This window comes from Pseudomonas spartinae, from assembly GCF_965197125.1.
GTDB classification, from domain to species: domain Bacteria; phylum Pseudomonadota; class Gammaproteobacteria; order Pseudomonadales; family Pseudomonadaceae; genus Aquipseudomonas; species Aquipseudomonas composti_A.
Map to the genome: position 1 here is coordinate 92,427 of NZ_CBDAMB010000016.1, position 15,678 is coordinate 108,104.

Genomic DNA, 15,678 nt, shown 5'->3' on the forward strand with positions numbered 1-15,678 from the left:
TACTAGGTGCACTGCGTTACCACGAATAAAAAAACGCGGCCCAAAGGGGCTAAAGCCGCGCTACGCTCAATCGTTAGAACTGTTCTGCGGCCAGGCCATAGAGCGACTGGCTGCCGGCGCGGATGCTCGCCTCCAGGCTCAGGCTGCGTGGCAGCAGGCGGCTGAAGAAGAACTCGGCAGTGGCCAGCTTGCCGCCGTAGAAGGCTTGGTCCTCGCTCTGCTTGCGCTGCGCCACCGCCGCCATACACGCCCACATATAGGCGTAGGCGACGTAGCCGAACAGGTGCAGATACTCCACCGAGGCGGCGCCCACCGAGTTGGGATCGGCCTTGGCCTGCTCCAGCACCCAGCCACTGACCGCCTCCAGGCGCTCTAGTGCTTCGACCAGGCGCTCAGCATGGGGCGACGCGTTGGTGTGGGCGAAAGCACGCACTTCACTGGCGAACAGGCGCAGTGCGGCGCCACCGTTGGCTACGACCTTGCGCCCGAGCAGATCGAGGGCCTGGATGCCGTTGGTGCCTTCGTAGATCTGCGCGATGCGCACGTCGCGCACCAGCTGTTCCTGGCCCCACTCACGGATGTAACCGTGGCCACCGAATACCTGCTGGCCGTGCACGCAGCTTTCCAGCCCGGTGTCGGTGAAGAAGGCCTTGGCCACCGGGGTGAGCAGGGCGACCAGGGCTTCGGCGTTGTGCCGCTCATCCGCGTCCTCGGCGTACTTGGCCAGGTCGAGCTGCTGGCCGACATAGCAGGCGAAGGCGCGTCCGCCCTCATTCAGCGCCTTCATGGTCAGCAGCATGCGGCGCACGTCGGCATGCACGATGATCGGGTCGGCGACCTTGTCCTGGTTGACCGGACCGGTGGCGGCGCGGCTCTGGATGCGCTCGCGGGCGTAGCCGACCGCCGACTGGTAGGACGCCTCGGCGCAGCCGATACCCTGGATGCCGATGGACAGGCGCTCGTAATTCATCATGGTGAACATCGCCGCCAGGCCGCGATTCTGCTCACCGATCAGGTAGCCGGTGGCGCCGTCGAAGTTCATCACGCAGGTGGCCGAGGCCTTGATGCCCATCTTGTGCTCGATGGAGCCGCAGCTCACCGCGTTCCGCTCGCCCAGGCCGCCGTCGGCGTTCACCATGACCTTGGGCACCAGGAATAGCGAGATGCCCTTCGGCCCGGCCGGTGCGTCCGGCAACTTGGCCAGCACCAGGTGGATGATGTTCTCGGTCAGGTCCTGCTCGCCGCCGGTGATGAAAATCTTGCTGCCGCTGATCTTGTAGCTGCCATCGGCCTGGGGTTCGGCGCGGGTACGGATGATGCCCAGGTCGGTGCCGGCATGCGCCTCGGTCAGGCACATGGAGCCGGCCCAGCGCCCCTCGTACATCGGTGGCAGGTAGGTGGTTTTCAGTTCATCGCTGGCGTGGGCGTCGATAGCCAGGCAGGCGCCGGAGCTCAGTGCCGAGTACAGGGCGAAGCTGGAACCGGCGGCGTAGAGCATTTCCTCGAAGGCCACGGCGAGCATCTTGGGCATGCCCATGCCGCCGTACTCGGGGTTGCCGGACAGGCCGACCCAGCCGCCCTCGGTGTAGGTGGCATAGGCTTCGCGGAAACCGGCCGGGGTGCGCACCTCACCGCCTTCCCACTGCGCGCCTTCCTCGTCGCCGCTGCGGTTGAGCGGGGCGATCAGGCCGCCGGTGACCTTGGCCGCTTCTTCGAGGATGGCGTCTGCGGTGTCGGCATCGACGGTTTCCGCCAGGGCCGGCAGGCGCGCCCACAGGCTTGGCGCCTGGAACACCTCATGAAGGACGAAGCGCATGTCGCGCAGCGGGGCGTTGAACGTAGTCATGGATGATTCTCTTGATGACAGGGGGGCGTGCCCCCTGTTCTTCAGTGGGAGGTTGCAGTCGCGATACCCAGTCCAGTCTCGGCGCGCACCAGCTGGTCGTCGAAGCCTTGGCGGTCCTTGGTGGCTTGAGGGCTGCGGTCGAACTTGGACACAAGGACAAGCACCAAGAAGGCCAGCGGCATGGAGAACAGGGCCGGATGATCGTAGGGGAAGATCGCCTGATCATGTCCAAGTACGGTTACCCAGACGGTGGGAGAAAGGATCACCATGGTCAGTGCCGACAGCAGCCCTGCTAGCCCTCCACAGATCGCGCCACGTGTGGTCAGGCCTCGCCAGTACATGGACATGATCAGCACCGGGAAGTTGGCCGAGGCGGCGATGCCGAAGGTCAGCCCTACCAGAAAGGCGATGTTGACCTGCTCGAAGAGGATCCCCAAGGCGATGGCCACCAGCCCCAGACCTACCACCGCTAGGCGAGAGACCTTCATCTCCTCGGCCTCGCTGGCCTGGCCACGCTTGATCACCGTGACATAGAGGTCATGAGAGATAGCGGAGGCGCCAGCCAGAGTGAGACCTGCTACTACCGCAAGGATGGTGGCGAAGGCCACAGCTGAAAGGAAACCGAGGAAAAGGCTGCCACCGACAGCTTTGGCCAAGTGCATGGCCACCATGTTTCCGCCGCCTACCAGAGCACCGCCCAATTGCCCATTCACGAAGTACTGTGGGTCGGTGCCAACTATGACGATAGCGGCGAAGCCCAAGACGCAGACCACCAGGAAGAAGAACCCGATAAACCCTGAAGCGTAGAACACCGACTTACGAGCTTCGCGTGCATTAGGTACGGTGAAAAAGCGCATCAGGATATGCGGCAGGCCGGCCAGGCCGAACACCAGACCAAGCGCCATAGAGGCAACATTCAGCGGGTTCGACAGCATGCTTCCGGGGCCCATGATGTTCCAGCCGCTGGCATGTGTTTCTACTGCCCGTTTGGCCAGTGTCTCAAGGCTGAAGCCAAACTCTGCGAGGGCGAGCAGCATTAAGGTGGTGCCACCTGCCAGCAGCAGGACAGCCTTGATGATCTGAACCCAGGTAGTCGCCAGCATGCCGCCGAAGATGACATAGACCAGCATGAGTGCACCCACTACCACCACGGCGACGGCATAGTCCAAGCCGAACAGCAGCTTGATCAATTGCCCAGCACCGACCATCTGTAGAAGCAGGTAGCAACAAACCACTGTCAGTGAGCCGCACGCGGCAAGTACCCGGATGCGTCGCTGGTCGAGACGGAAAGAGACGATGTCGGCGAAGGTGTAGCGTCCGAGGTTACGCAAGCGCTCGGCCATCAGGAAAGTGAGGATAGGCCAACCAATGAAGAAGCCAGTGACATAGATGAAACCGTCATAGCCCTTGGCGAACACCAGGCTGGAGAGGCCCAGCAGGGTAGAGGCCGACATGTAGTCGCCGGCGATGGCCAGGCCATTCTGGAAGCCGCTGATTCCACCTCCTGCGGTGTAGAAATCATGGGTTGATTGAGTGCGCCGTGATGCCCACCAGGTGATTACTAGGGTGGCGAACACGAACAGCATGAACATGCCAATGGCATCCAGATTAATTGGCTGCTTGCCGCCGTCGGCGGCGCTGGCCAGCGGCGGAAGGAAGCTGAACCCGGAAGCAACGCCGTAGGTGTAGATACGTTTCATACCTGGCTCTCCGTGATGATGCTGTCGCCAAGACGGTCGAAGTGGTTATTGGCACGGTGCACGTACCAGCCGGTAAGCAGCCAAGTGGCAAGCAGCAGGAGCGTGCCCAGAGGTATGCCCATGCTGAGGTGGCTGCCAGGGTAGATCGGCTGTTGCAGTAGCTCCGGTCTCATCGCGGCTACCCCCATGAACAGGAAGTAACCTGCGAGCACCAAAGCGGAAAGTAACCAACTGGTGCGCGAACGGGTCCGGGTAAGTTCGATGAACTTGGGGTTCTGCCGAATGCGCCGATAGTGCTCGGTATGTGGATCAGGCATACAGGTCATGAGGCCTCCGATTGTTTTTGTTGTAGGGCTGGGCGTCGACCTACCCTAGGGCAGGTCGCTGGTTGGTACTGAAAGAGGCACTTGGCTCAGGGCCAGGTGTAATCGACGTAGCGTTCGCGCAATGTCTTCTTACTGACCTTGCCGGTGGCTGTATGGGGTAGCTCGTCCAGCAACTCGCTGGCATCCGGTAGCCACCATTTCGGCACCTTGCCCTCAAGGAAAGTGATTAGTTCCGCATGGCTCGGTGCCGCGTCAGACAATCTGGGCACAATCACCAGTAGGGGGCGTTCGCTCCAGCGTGGATGAGGAACACCCACCACTGCCGCTTCAGCCACTTGTGGGTGGGCCATCACGGCGTTCTCGATTTCCACGGAGCAGATCCATTCCCCGCCGGACTTGATGACGTCCTTGATGCGGTCGGTGATCTGCATGTAACCCCGAGGGTCGATGGTGGCGACATCGCCTGTGTCGAACCAGTCTTCCGAACTGTCCTGGCCGTAGTAGCCGTTGCGTACCCAGGGGCCGCGTACCTGCAGGGCGCCTGACGCGATACCGTCATGCGGCAGTCGCTGGCCAGCTTCGTCAACGATGCGCATCTCCACGCCAAACAGAGAGCGTCCGGACTTGAGCAGCTGTGGTCCGCGAGCAGCCTCATCCAGCTCGTCATACCAGTGCTGATGACGGTTATAGCTGCCCATGGGGCTCATCTCGGTCATGCCCCAGCCGTTCTCCAAGGCCACGCCGTGCCGGCCCATGGCCTCGATCAGAGCCAGCGGGCAGGCCGCTCCGCCGGTCACGGCACGTTGCAGGCTGGGCACCTCAATGTCATGAGTTTTCAGGTATTGGCTGATGTTGGCCCAGAGGGTCGGAACCGCAAGGGAGAAGGTGACGCCTTCATCGTTGATCAGCTGCACCATTGCCGCTGCATCGCCAACTTTAGGCCCTGGCAGTACCAGCTTGGCGCCAACCATCACAGCGTTGTAGGGCATGCCCCAAGCGCTGACATGGAACATCGGTACCATGGGCATCACCACGTCTATAGCGCGCAGGCCGACGTTGTCGGCCATGTTTTGTGCCATGCCATGGAGCACCGTACTTCGGTGACTGGTCAGTACGCCCTTGGGATTGCCAGTGGTGCCCGAGGTGTAGCAGAGGCCACTGGCCTGGCGTTCATCGAGCTCGGGCCAGACATACTCCTCGTCAGCTTCGGCCAGCAGTGCCTCGTAGCTCAGCAGGTTGGTCAGGCTGCTGGCGGGCAATTCGTCGGCTCCGCAAAGAGCGATGAAATGCCGTACCGAGATCAGTTCGTTCTGCAGATCTTCCACTAGGGGAATGAACTGAGGATCAATAAACAGCACATCGTCTTTCGCATGGCGAATGATGTAGCTGATCTGCTCGGGGAAGAGTTTGGGGTTGATGGTGTGGCAGATCCGCCCAGAACAGGGCGCGGCGTAGTGAAGCTCGAAATGCCGATGATCGTTCCAGGCCAGGGTACCGATTCGGGCATCTGGTGGGCAGTCTAGAGCCTCAAGAACATTGGCCAGCCTGTTGACCCGAGCGAATGCCTGAGCGTAGCTGTAGCGATGCACGCGTCCGTCGGCGAACAGGGACACAATCTCGGTGTCGGCTGCAACCTGCAGGGCATGCCGCATTATCGCGGTGATCCCGAGGTTGAAGTTCATCATCATGCCTTGCACAGGCGACCTCCTGCCTTGTTCTTGTATAAGGGCGTTGGAGTTGCCAGTTAGTGGGCTGGCAACCTCTTGGCAGGAGAAGAGCAAGGCCTGTGCCAGGCTCTCAAAAGGAGTTCATTTGTTGAAAAAAGACGTTTTAAATCAATGCGATGGGTTTCTGATCTTTGCGTAATCAATAGCTGGCTGGCATTTTGATTGTTTCAATATTGAATTGATTTTCAGGAATTTATTTCACTCCTGCAGAGTCTTTGGGGCTCCTCGTAAACGCCGCCAAAGGGTGGTACGACTGATGCCCAGACGGCGCGCGGCCTCATTCATGTCACCCTCGCAGGCCGCGAGTACTTTCTGTACATGCGCTACCTCACTGGCCTTGCCTACATGGCGCAGATCCTCGGCGGTAGTCGAGTCTTCGGTGTCCGAAGGTTGCTGGCTACTCTCCTCGAACAGCTCTGGAAACAACGGTCGTAGCTGGTGATGGTTGCGTTCGTCGGTCAGGCTTTGAGCGGACAGGGCGGCGCGCTCGACGAGGTTCTCCAGTTCGCGAATGTTGCCCGGCCAGCGATGGGTCTGCAGGTTCGGCATTAGTCGTTCCAGCAGCTTCTGGCCAGCTGCGACGGTAGATAGGGGTAGGCGTTGCAGGATGGCGTTGGCAAGCAGCGGAATATCCGGGATGCGGTCCCGTAGCGGGGGGACCGCCAGGCGCAGAATGTTCAGTCGATAGTAGAGATCTTCGCGAAAGCGACCATCGGCGATCCGTCCGCGCAGATCGCAATGGGTGGCGGCAACTACACGGATATCCACTGGCGTTGGCTCTGACGCCCCCAGGCGCAGTACCTCGCGCTCCTGAAGCACTCGCAACAGGCGAGTTTGCAGGGTAACGGGCATGTCGCCGATCTCGTCGAGGAACAGGGTGCCGGTATGTGCCGCCTCGATGAGTCCTGTCTTGCCTCCTTTGCGCGACCCAGTGAAGGCGCCTTCTTCGTAGCCGAATAGCTCACTTTCCAAGAGGGCCTCGGGAAAGGCGGCGCAGTTGATTGCGACAAAAGGGCCTGCCTGGCGCGGGCTAGCGTTGTGCAGGCTTTGCGCTAGTAGTTCCTTGCCGGTCCCACTTTCTCCGGTGATCAATACGGTTGAGTCGGTTGTGGCGTAGCGCCGCGCCAACTCTAGCACCGCGCGAAAGGCTGGCGTTTTGCCCAGGATCTGCTCGAAGCGGTAGCGCGCAGTGAACTGTCTAGGGCGTGCCTGACTACGGATGCGTCGGTCTGCGCGCTGGATTACGTTGGTTTCCTGGCAGGAAATGACGGCGCCATCCGGTTTGCCATTCTCAATGATGGGGCTGATGTTGGCCGCCAGTATCCGACCGCCGACACGTACGATTCGGTTCTCCTCGCCTTCTCCGCCGCGCAGCGTGGTGGTGATGTCCAATTCAGGCATCAGTTCGGCTATTGATCGATCCCGCGCCCAGTCGCTGGAGATGTCCAGAAACTGCGCCATGCGAGGGTTGAGCGACTGGACAATGCCGGTGGCGTCTACCGCGATCACCCCGTCGCTGAGGTTGCGTAGCACGGCATTCAGACGTTGTTGTTGGATCAGTGCGCGAGTTCGGCTACGGGAGATCGCCAGGGTCTCGTCCAGGGTTCGTCGAATCGCGTCGGCATTGAGCGCGAGCACACCCCTTGCGCCTAGCGCTTCGGCCAGTTCCACTGCGGTAGAGGTGCCCACGATCACCCGGTAGCCGTCGTCGACCAGTTGGCGGATGCGCTGGCGTGCTTCCTCGAGGCTGGAATAGGTGGCCTGACGCAGGTCGACAGTGAAGAGCGAGGCCATGGCGTCCAGTTCGGGGTGTCCGCGTTGAAAGCTGAGGATGCCCACTTTGGTGGCCTGTGTCCTGGCTAGGTCGAGGGCGCGGATCAGGTCGTACTCGCCCATGCGGATCGATAGGGTGCTGGTGGCGATGTGGCGCCGTAGGTAGTCGGCGGTGGCGCCGGAGCAGATGATGATGTCGACGTCCTGTCTGTCGTCTAGTGCCCGCCCAGTGTGGTGCAGCTCCGTGACTGTGGTTTCGACGATCTCGACCAGGGCGCGATCTTGATAGTCGGGAATAACCTGTTGAACGATGCGGGCCATGTGGCTGGGCCCTTCCGGCATGCGTAGGTGGGTAATGAGGGCAACGATCCTGGGGAGGTAGCGTTCTTCTTGCATGGCATCACATCTGCTGAGGCGGAGTCTTTCTAGACTGAAACAAACATTTCATATTTGCAAAGAGTGAGTTTCCTAAAGGTGTGAATAAATTCCTTTTCTGATTATTAACTCATTGTTTTTAAATAAGAAAATATAGATTTTCGCGAACTGGAACGGCTCTTGCTCTCTCGTCCACAGGTCACCACCTGTGAGCAGGCATTGCCGATGTACAGCATTTCATCATCAACTGGATCCGGGCATCCCCGGATCAACATCCCAGAGGCACTGACGCCACTGGCCAATTTCCTAACGCGACAAACCGGAAGCGCTGCCGTTCGTATCGACAGTTGCGAGCGGCTGTCCGGTGGCGCCATTCAGGAGAACTGGTTGCTGACGGCCACGCTGGAGGACGGCGGTCGGCTAGTCGAGTGTCGTTGGGTACTACGTACCGATGCTCCTTCCTCGGTGGCGGTCAGCATGAGTCGGGAGCAGGAGTTCGCAGTTCTGCAGGCGGTGCATGAGGCCGGTGTCAAGGTTCCCGAACCGCTCTGGTTGTGTCGCGATCCGGCAGTGATCGGTCGCGACTTCTTTGTCATGCAGGCTCTGTCCGGCTCGGCCAGTGGCTACCGGCTCAGCACAGACCAGGCTCTTGAGCCACAGCGTTCCGAGCTGTGTCGGGAGCTAGGCCGCAGCCTGGCGTTGCTGCACCGGATTACGCCTGACCACCCGGCGCTCGGCTTTCTGCCCGCGCCGGTGGCTGATCCTGCGCAGGCCAGTATCGATCAGTATCGCCAGTATCTGGATGCTCTGCCGGGCAGCCATCCAGTCATCGAGTGGGGTTTGCGCTGGTGCGAGCTGAACCGTCCCGAGCCGCAGTCTTCGCGCTTGATTCACCGTGACTACCGCACGGGTAACTACATGGTGGATCAGGGCCACCTGAGTGGGGTTCTGGACTGGGAGTTTGCCGGCTGGGGTGACCCTCGCGAAGACCTCGGCTGGTTTACCGCCAAGTGCTGGCGATTCGGCCGTCCCGACAGACAGGCGGGCGGCCTGGGCGACATTGACGACTTTCTGGATGGCTACCAGTCAGTATCCGGCTATCGCCCGTGTGGCGATGAGCTCAGGTATTGGCAGCTGATGGCCCATCTACGTTGGGCGGTCGTAGCTCTGCAACAGGCGCAGCGCCACCTGACTGGTCAGCAGCACTCGCTGGAGTTGGCCCTGACCGGTCGCATGGTGCCGGAATTGGAACACGAGATTCTCAGCCTGAGCGGAGGTATGCGATGAACAGTCCAGATGCAAGGGAGCTCCTGTTGACTTCCCGCGAGCTCTTGCTGGAGCAGTTGCTGCCTGCACTACCGTCACACCTGCATTACGAGTGCAGGATGATCTCCAGTGCCATGGCGATAGCTGTGCGCGAGATCGAGCAGGGAGACCGCTGCACGCAGACTGAGGATCGTGAGCTAACCCGGTTGCTGGCAGCCCACGGTCTGGTAGGACTCACTACGAACGATGGTCGCGCCTTGCTGGCGCAGTTCATCCGCCAAGGGTTGTACGACCAACAGGGGCGGGAGCAGCAGGCATTGCTTGTTGCTCTGAACGAAATCACCCGAGCCAGGTTGGCTGTGAGCAACCCCAAGGTGGTGGCCAATGCGCGCTGACCAGGGGAGCTATCGTCGACGGCGCTGCTACTTGGTACGGCATGGTCACGTTGATTACTTCGACGAGCAAGGCAGGCCGCTCGATCCTCGCACGGTGTCGCTATCCCGTACTGGTGCACAGCAGGTTTGGGCGCTTGGGCAGGTGATGCAGGAACTGCACTTTGACCGCGTACTCTGCTCCGACTACCCACGAGCCCGGCAAACCCTCGACCTGCTGCTAGTTGGGCAGGAGGCATCGGTCGATGTCCTGCCTGAACTGCGTGAGATTCGCGCCGGCCGGTTGCGCGATATCCCTGCCGAGGTTCTGCGGAACACCATCACGGGAGCATACCGCGACGCTGCTTTGCCGGATGCGAGCTTTCTCGGCGGTGAGCGTTGGGTTGATTTTCAGAGCCGTGTGCTGGGACCGTTCTTCGAGTTGCTCACAGACCCCTCCTGGGAAAGCGCTCTGATCGTCAGTCACGACGCGGTCAATCGCATTTTGTTGGCCTGGGCGGCCGGCGTTGGTCTGGCGGGCATCGCAGCCTTCGAGCAGGACACCGCCTGCCTCAACATCATCGATGTCGACAGCAATGGCCCCGAGGTGCTGGGCGGGATCATTCGCACCCTCAACCTCACCCCCTACAACCCCCACAAGGCCGGTCTCGACGGCACTGTGCTGGAAAATTTGTTCAGCGCGCTCGAGCCCGCGGCTCTTTGAGCCTGAATCGTTTAGCAACCATAGGAAGACCAACATGAATTTCGCCCTTTCCGATGAACTGCTGGCTCTACAGGCCAAGGTGCGCGAGTTTATCTCAAATGAAATTATCCCTATGGAGCAGGACCTGCGGCAGACTGCCCACGGCCCGTCCCAGGAGCTGCGCCAGACGCTGGTGGAGAAGGCCCGAGCTCAGGGGTTACTGACACCGCATGCTTCCCATGAGATGGGCGGGCTGGGGCTCTCCCATGTTGCCAAAGCGGTGATCTTCGAGGAGGCAGCCTATTCGCCACTCGGGCCGACGGCCATGAACATCCACGCGCCGGACGAAGGCAACATCCATCTTATGGAGGTGGTGGCCACCGAGGCGCAGAAGGATCGTTGGCTACGCCCACTCGTGCAGGGGCATATCCGTTCTTGCTTCGCCATGACCGAGCCGGCACCAGGCGCGGGCTCCGACCCCTCGATGCTCGCCACCACCGCCGTGCGCGACGGTGATGACTACATTATCAATGGGCACAAGTGGCTAATCACCGGTGCGGAGGGCGCCAGCTTTGCGATCATCATGGCACGCACCGAAGATGGCAACGCCACCATGTTCCTCACTGACACTGATCGGCCCGGTTTCATCCTAGAGCGCATGATGGATTCTCTGGACACGTGTTTCACCGGAGGTCACGCGGTCCTGCGCTTCGAGAACCTGCGCGTGCCTGCCTGTGACGTGTTGGGAGAGGTGGGCAAAGGTTTTCGTTACGCCCAGGTACGGCTGGCGCCGGCACGTTTGACCCATTGCATGCGTTGGCTTGGCCAGGCTCGGCGAGCTCATGACGTGGCCAGCCGCTATGCCAGTCGTCGAGAGTCGTTCGGACGCAAACTGGGTGAGCATCAGGGTGTCGGTTTTATGCTGGCAGACAATGAGATGGACTTGCTCACTACGCGTCTAGCCATCTGGCATTGTGCCTGGATATTGGACCAGGGCGGACGTGGCAACTTTGAATCGAGCATGACCAAGGTGATCAGTTCGGAGGGCATCTGGCGGGTGATCGACCGCAGCGTGCAGATCCTTGGCGGTCAGGGTGTAACCAGCGAGGCGATAGTCGACCGAATCTTCCGCGACGCTCGTGGCTTCCGTATCTACGATGGCCCTAACGAGGTGCATCGCATGAGCCTGGCACGCAAGCTCCTCGCTCGCCTGGACGGAGGTGCGCAGTGAGCCGTTCACCTGTACAACTCTTCGACCTGCGTGGCAAATGCGCCTTGATCACTGGAGCTTCCAGCGGCCTGGGTCGACACTTCGCTCGCACCTTGGCTGCAGCTGGAGCGCGGGTAGCGGTCGCTGCCAGACGAGTTGATCGCCTGGATGAATTGGTCAATGACCTACGGTTCGAAGACCATGAGGCCAAGGCTTACGCTCTTGATGTCACCTCGCGACAATCGGTGGTCGATTGTCTTGCAGCCATTCGAGCGGACTTCGGAGGGGTCGATATCTTGGTCAACAACGCTGGAGTCAGCGATACCAAGCGTGTCCTTGACTACGATGACCACGACTGGCAAATGATCCTTGATACCAATCTCAAGGGTGCCTGGATGGTTGCCCAGGAGGTCGCTCGAGGCATGGTAGATGCGGGTCGGGAGGGTAGTTTGATCAATATCACTTCCATCCTGGCCGCGCGCGTGAGCGGTGGTGTTGGCCCTTATTGCGCCGCTAAGGCAGGGCTCAGTCATCTGACCCGTGCCATGGCCTTGGAGTTGGCTCGCCATGACATACGAGTAAATGCAATCGCTCCTGGCTATGTGGTTACTGAGATCAATGAGTCTTTCCTTGTCAGCGAGGCCGGAGATCGCTTGCGGACTCGCATCCCATCCAGGCGCTTCTGTAGTCCGAGTGATCTCGATGGTGCTCTGTTGCTACTGGCCTCAGATGCGGGGAAAGGGATGACCGGTAGCGAGATCGTTATCGATGGCGGGCATGCCTGCTCTGGACTTTGATGGACTGGCATCAGGAGGCAACAATGATTACCGCGATAGTTCAGATTCAACTACCAACCGCTTTGGATCTCAGTAAAGCGAGTGAGATTTTCGAGTCGACCGCACCCCAGTATCAGCAGGTTCCGGGCCTCATACGCAAGTACTACCTGCTGTCGGAAGATGGTACTCAAGTCGGTGGGGTGTACCTCTGGGAGTCACGAGAGCAGGCCCTGGCTCAATACTCGGCCGAGTGGCGAGACTTCGTGAAGCAGAAGTATGGAACAGGGCCCAACGTGCAGCTATTCGAGACCCCAGTGGTAGTCGACAATTTGCTGTCGAAGATCGTCGTCGCCGACTGAAGGAGTGAGGCACGCCATTCTTTGAGTGGCGTGCCTTGTCAGCGGACTATCGCACTGTGGTCTGGAGGACGATCTTCCCGATATGTCGGCCGGAATCCATCAGCTCATGTGCCGCCTTGGCATTGGTTAGATCGAAGGTTACATGGACCAGCGGTTTGATCTTACCGCTACGAATATGTGGCCATACCTGGGACTCGAGTTCGGCGATGATTTCGGCTTTTTCGTCGTGGCTGCGTGAGCGCAACGTAGAGCCAATATGGGTAAGTCGTTTAACCAGCATTGGGAATAGGTCGACGTTGGTAGCCACTCCCTTGATCAGGCCAATCTGCACGATGCGACCATTCATTGCTGCTGCTCGTAGATTGCGGTCCACGTAGTCGCCGCCAATGATGTCGACGATCACATCGACTCCACGTCCTTCGGTTTCGCGCATAACCTCTGCTACGAAGTCCTGCTCCTGATAGTTGATGGCGTGGTCTGCACCAAGAGATTGGCTGGCGGACTGTTGCGTAGGGTTGGCTACGGTTGTGAAGATCTTAGATGCTCCAAAGACCTTGGCGAGCATAGTAGCGGTGGTGCCAATCCCGGATGCGCCGCCATGAATCAAGATCGACTCACCGGCCTTGAACTGGCCGCGCTGGAACAGGTTGACCCACACGGTCATGAATGTCTCTGGCAGCGCTGCAGCCTCGACCATACTCAAGCCATCGGGCAGGTGCAGTGTGGTACGTGCGTCTGCAGTGGCGTATTCGGCATAGCCGCCGCCCGGAATCAGAGCCATGACCTGGTCGCCAACTTTGAAGTGCGCCACCTCTTGACCCAGCGCCACGACCTCACCAGAGACTTCAAGGCCGGGGATATCCGATGCTCCAGCTGGAGGGTCGTAAAGCCCCTTACGCTGAAGTACATCCGGACCATTGACTCCAGCGGCTTGCACTCGGATTAACACCTCTTGCGGGCCTGGTGTTGGAATTGGGCGTTGGGCTGGTACTAGCACCTCGGGACCACCCGGTTGAGTGATCTCGATGACTGTCATGCGCTGTCCGGTAGTTAGTGTGCTCATGGGGAAACCTCAGTGCTGTGGGGGCTGACAGTCATCCTAGGGGCGAGCTGTCCGACGGTCGCGCAGTGTTTTTACAAGGCTAAGCTGCAGTAACGCAGCGGAGAGACAAATGAATTGGAACGATGCGCGGGCTTTCCTCGCACTGGCTCGGCGACCGACATTGAGGGGGGCTGCACGCGAGTTGAATGTGGACCAGGCGACAGTAAGTCGCAGGATTGCTGCCATGGAGCACGCACTTGGCTCCACGTTGTTCCTTCGCACCGCCAGCGGTTATCAGCTCACAGCGGTGGGGGAGACCATCCTGGAAGCGGCTGAGCGCATGGAAGAGTCGGCTAACGAGTTGATACGTAGCGCACAAGGACAAGACAAGGCTTTATCTGGCGAGGTCCGTGTGACCAGTACCGACTCGCTGGCAATAGACTTTGTAATACCGGCGATTGCACGTTTGCACTCCTTGCACCCGGACGTGAGGGTTGCCCTTAACAGTTCTTCCGATCTGCTCAACCTGTCTAGGCGCGATGCGGATATCGCCATACGCACGCGTAAGCCGGATAACCCTGATCTGGTGGTTCGACGCCTGGCGAGCTGGCCTATGGGGCTATTTGCGGCGCGCAGATATCTCGATATTCATGGTGAGCCAGAGTACGGAGCAGCGTTTGCTGGGCACGACATAGTGATGTACGAACCCTATCTCAACGATGGCCGTGAGTTGACGCTGGTGGGGGAACCGATCAGTGCCGGCCGTATTGTGATGACGGGCAATACCAGCATTATGGTGCGTAATGCCGTCAAGGCTGGGCTAGGCGTGGGAGAAATTCCGCTCTATATGGGGAAGCAAGATGGTTTGGTCCGTCTCTGGCCTGCCCGCGAACGCGACAAGCCCTACGAGGTCTGGTTGGTGACCCATGGCGACCTCAGGCATACCGCGAGGATACGTGTGGTGATCGAAGCGCTGGCGCAAGAGTTTGCTGCTTTCTCCAGCGAGGACCGCTAGGTATGCGAAGGGAGACTAGGTGTTCACCTGCGGCTCTAAACTTTTCGCTCCCACACGTCCAATTGTTCCCTTCGAACCATTTCTTCAGCGCTGGCCGGTTTTACGGTCCGGTATCTAGGGCAATCAGCTTCAATGACCTCAATGATGGCTTCGATCATCTCAGCTGGATCATGTTGGCGATTAAGCTCGCGGACAGGCCAGTGCTCGGTGAGTCGCTCGCCTAGGTTCCACCACTGATCCATGCTTTCCATACCGGTATCATTAAAACCAGTGCGGAAGGCTCCGGGGTTAACGGTAATGACTTCGACACCGTAAGGCTTGAGTTCCTCGTGCATGGCCGAGCAAATCCCCTCAACAGCATGTTTGGACGCCGCGTAGGCGCCGTCAAACGGGACTTTCACTAGTCCGGCCACTGACGAGGTCCAGACAATCCTCCCTGACTTGCCTCTCACCATGGCGCGCGCAAAGCCTTGCGCCAGCTCCAGAGCAGCGAAGACATTCGTCTCAAAAACCGAGCGAAAAACCGACATCGGAATTTCGACTATGGGGCCAGACTCCATGATGCCGGCATTGTTGAAAAGAACATCGATTTCGATGTTAAGGGCGTTGGCTCTGTCAATCTCGTTGAGGACATCGAGCTTGATGACCTGCATTTCGATTCCTGCGGCCTGCGCCGCATGTCGGAGATCCCAGACCTGAGGCCAGATCTGACATCCTGCAATTACATTGTGGCCACGTTTCGCAAGTCCAAAGGCTACTCCTCGACCAAACCCGGAGGCCGCACCGGTGACAAGTATTGTCTTAGACATGACGATTACCTCCGGGCTTGTACATTTGGCTTTCAGCTTTTGCCTAGCCATTTGTCTGTCCAGCTGACACGCTTGATCGTGTCGAGCTGCGCGGAAGAGGTAGGTAATACGTATCCTCTTGGGAACTTCATGGCAGTGTATTCGGGCCTGTCCAAGCGTTTTACGCATCCACCAGCCTATTGAAGCTTAGTACCCTGCAGCGCTAGTAGTTTCGAGCGTTTGCTCGGCTGCTCCTCGACAGTGAATTTTCATGGTAAGCGTCCGCCGAACTCACCTTGCGTGATTCAGGCAGGTACCCACTGATGCGGCAGTAGTTGGCCGATCTCACTCGCCCGCTGCGTCGGCAGTCGTGTCAGCACGTCCTTGAGATAGGCATACGG

General features: G+C 59.5%; 15 protein-coding genes. 7 read left to right on the plus strand and 8 right to left on the minus strand.

Annotation, left to right across the window (positions count from 1 at the left end; all coding sequences use genetic code 11):
• Positions 1–73: 73 nt before the first annotated feature.
• From ACN8M7_RS24130 to prpR, 5 genes are all read right to left on the minus strand, one after another.
• On the minus strand, positions 74–1,846 hold the full coding sequence (locus ACN8M7_RS24130) for an acyl-CoA dehydrogenase C-terminal domain-containing protein (protein WP_490262414.1): 1,773 nt from the start codon (positions 1,844–1,846) through the stop codon (positions 74–76).
• A 41-nt stretch (positions 1,847–1,887) separates the two neighbouring features.
• Positions 1,888–3,546, minus strand: coding sequence for a cation acetate symporter (locus ACN8M7_RS24135; RefSeq protein WP_490262415.1), 1,659 nt, complete (start codon positions 3,544–3,546; stop codon positions 1,888–1,890).
• Positions 3,543–3,872: a DUF485 domain-containing protein gene (locus ACN8M7_RS24140; RefSeq protein ID WP_490262416.1), complete on the minus strand. Its 330-nt coding sequence runs from the start codon at positions 3,870–3,872 to the stop codon at positions 3,543–3,545. The genes ACN8M7_RS24135 and ACN8M7_RS24140 overlap by 4 nt, the downstream gene beginning before the upstream one ends.
• Positions 3,873–3,958: 86 nt before the next feature.
• Positions 3,959–5,560, minus strand: a complete 1,602-nt coding sequence (locus ACN8M7_RS24145; RefSeq protein ID WP_490262426.1) for a long-chain fatty acid--CoA ligase — start codon at positions 5,558–5,560, stop codon at positions 3,959–3,961.
• Between the two features lie 237 nt (positions 5,561–5,797).
• Positions 5,798–7,768 carry a propionate catabolism operon regulatory protein PrpR gene (prpR, locus tag ACN8M7_RS24150; RefSeq protein ID WP_490262417.1) on the minus strand — a complete coding sequence of 657 codons (1,971 nt, stop codon included), beginning with the start codon at positions 7,766–7,768 and terminating at the stop codon, positions 5,798–5,800.
• A 204-nt stretch (positions 7,769–7,972) separates the two neighbouring features.
• Here prpR and ACN8M7_RS24155 point away from each other — a divergent pair, with 204 nt between their 5' ends.
• From ACN8M7_RS24155 to ACN8M7_RS24180, 6 genes are read left to right on the plus strand one after another with little or no spacing between them, the layout of a single operon-like run.
• The gene (locus ACN8M7_RS24155) at positions 7,973–9,034 is read left to right on the plus strand and encodes a phosphotransferase family protein (protein WP_490262427.1); all 1,062 of its coding nucleotides are present in this window, start codon (positions 7,973–7,975) and stop codon (positions 9,032–9,034) included.
• Complete coding sequence (locus ACN8M7_RS24160) at positions 9,031–9,408, plus strand: DUF6285 domain-containing protein (protein ID WP_490262418.1); 378 nt, start codon at positions 9,031–9,033, stop codon at positions 9,406–9,408. Before ACN8M7_RS24155 ends, ACN8M7_RS24160 begins: the two co-directional genes overlap by 4 nt.
• A complete protein-coding gene (locus tag ACN8M7_RS24165; protein ID WP_490262419.1) occupies positions 9,398–10,108 on the plus strand; it encodes a histidine phosphatase family protein in 711 nt (236 codons plus the stop codon). The genes ACN8M7_RS24160 and ACN8M7_RS24165 overlap by 11 nt, the downstream gene beginning before the upstream one ends.
• Before the next feature lie 34 nt (positions 10,109–10,142).
• The gene (locus tag ACN8M7_RS24170) at positions 10,143–11,318 is read left to right on the plus strand and encodes an acyl-CoA dehydrogenase family protein (protein WP_490262420.1); all 1,176 of its coding nucleotides are present in this window, start codon (positions 10,143–10,145) and stop codon (positions 11,316–11,318) included.
• Complete coding sequence (locus ACN8M7_RS24175; protein WP_490262421.1) at positions 11,315–12,094, plus strand: SDR family NAD(P)-dependent oxidoreductase; 780 nt, start codon at positions 11,315–11,317, stop codon at positions 12,092–12,094. Before ACN8M7_RS24170 ends, ACN8M7_RS24175 begins: the two co-directional genes overlap by 4 nt.
• Positions 12,095–12,117: 23 nt before the next feature.
• Positions 12,118–12,432: a YdhR family protein gene (locus ACN8M7_RS24180; protein WP_490262422.1), complete on the plus strand. Its 315-nt coding sequence runs from the start codon at positions 12,118–12,120 to the stop codon at positions 12,430–12,432.
• A gap of 46 nt (positions 12,433–12,478) precedes the next feature.
• Here ACN8M7_RS24180 and ACN8M7_RS24185 read toward each other — a convergent pair whose 3' ends face one another.
• Entirely contained in the window at positions 12,479–13,468 is a 990-nt protein-coding gene (locus tag ACN8M7_RS24185) for an NAD(P)H-quinone oxidoreductase (RefSeq protein WP_490262428.1), read from the minus strand.
• Positions 13,469–13,604: 136 nt separating this feature from the next.
• On the opposite strand from ACN8M7_RS24185, the gene ACN8M7_RS24190 reads away from it, so the two are divergent.
• The gene (locus ACN8M7_RS24190) at positions 13,605–14,489 is read left to right on the plus strand and encodes a LysR family transcriptional regulator (RefSeq protein ID WP_490262423.1); all 885 of its coding nucleotides are present in this window, start codon (positions 13,605–13,607) and stop codon (positions 14,487–14,489) included.
• A gap of 35 nt (positions 14,490–14,524) precedes the next feature.
• Here the strand turns inward: ACN8M7_RS24190 and ACN8M7_RS24195 are convergent, their stop codons facing one another.
• Both ACN8M7_RS24195 and ACN8M7_RS24200 read right to left on the minus strand, forming a co-directional pair.
• Positions 14,525–15,298, minus strand: coding sequence for an SDR family oxidoreductase (locus ACN8M7_RS24195; RefSeq protein WP_490262424.1), 774 nt, complete (start codon positions 15,296–15,298; stop codon positions 14,525–14,527).
• 284 nt (positions 15,299–15,582) lie between these two features.
• Positions 15,583–15,678, minus strand: a 96-nt coding sequence (locus tag ACN8M7_RS24200) for a transposase domain-containing protein (RefSeq protein WP_143485438.1), incomplete at its 5' end; no start/stop codon positions are given.

Excerpts from the sequence above, each read along its gene's own strand:
- ACN8M7_RS24130 (WP_490262414.1), bottom strand. The coding sequence starts at position 1,846 with ATGACTACGTTCAACGCCCCGCTGCGCGACATGCGCTTCGTCCTTCAT.
- ACN8M7_RS24135 (WP_490262415.1), bottom strand. The coding sequence starts at position 3,546 with ATGAAACGTATCTACACCTACGGCGTTGCTTCCGGGTTCAGCTTCCTT.
- ACN8M7_RS24140 (WP_490262416.1), bottom strand. The coding sequence starts at position 3,872 with ATGACCTGTATGCCTGATCCACATACCGAGCACTATCGGCGCATTCGG.
- ACN8M7_RS24145 (WP_490262426.1), bottom strand. The coding sequence starts at position 5,560 with ATGATGATGAACTTCAACCTCGGGATCACCGCGATAATGCGGCATGCC.
- prpR (WP_490262417.1), bottom strand. The coding sequence starts at position 7,768 with ATGCAAGAAGAACGCTACCTCCCCAGGATCGTTGCCCTCATTACCCAC.
- ACN8M7_RS24155 (WP_490262427.1), top strand. The coding sequence starts at position 7,973 with ATGTACAGCATTTCATCATCAACTGGATCCGGGCATCCCCGGATCAAC.
- ACN8M7_RS24160 (WP_490262418.1), top strand. The coding sequence starts at position 9,031 with ATGAACAGTCCAGATGCAAGGGAGCTCCTGTTGACTTCCCGCGAGCTC.
- ACN8M7_RS24165 (WP_490262419.1), top strand. The coding sequence starts at position 9,398 with ATGCGCGCTGACCAGGGGAGCTATCGTCGACGGCGCTGCTACTTGGTA.
- ACN8M7_RS24170 (WP_490262420.1), top strand. The coding sequence starts at position 10,143 with ATGAATTTCGCCCTTTCCGATGAACTGCTGGCTCTACAGGCCAAGGTG.
- ACN8M7_RS24180 (WP_490262422.1), top strand. The coding sequence starts at position 12,118 with ATGATTACCGCGATAGTTCAGATTCAACTACCAACCGCTTTGGATCTC.
- ACN8M7_RS24185 (WP_490262428.1), bottom strand. The coding sequence starts at position 13,468 with ATGACAGTCATCGAGATCACTCAACCGGGTGGTCCCGAGGTGCTAGTA.
- ACN8M7_RS24190 (WP_490262423.1), top strand. The coding sequence starts at position 13,605 with ATGAATTGGAACGATGCGCGGGCTTTCCTCGCACTGGCTCGGCGACCG.
- ACN8M7_RS24195 (WP_490262424.1), bottom strand. The coding sequence starts at position 15,298 with ATGTCTAAGACAATACTTGTCACCGGTGCGGCCTCCGGGTTTGGTCGA.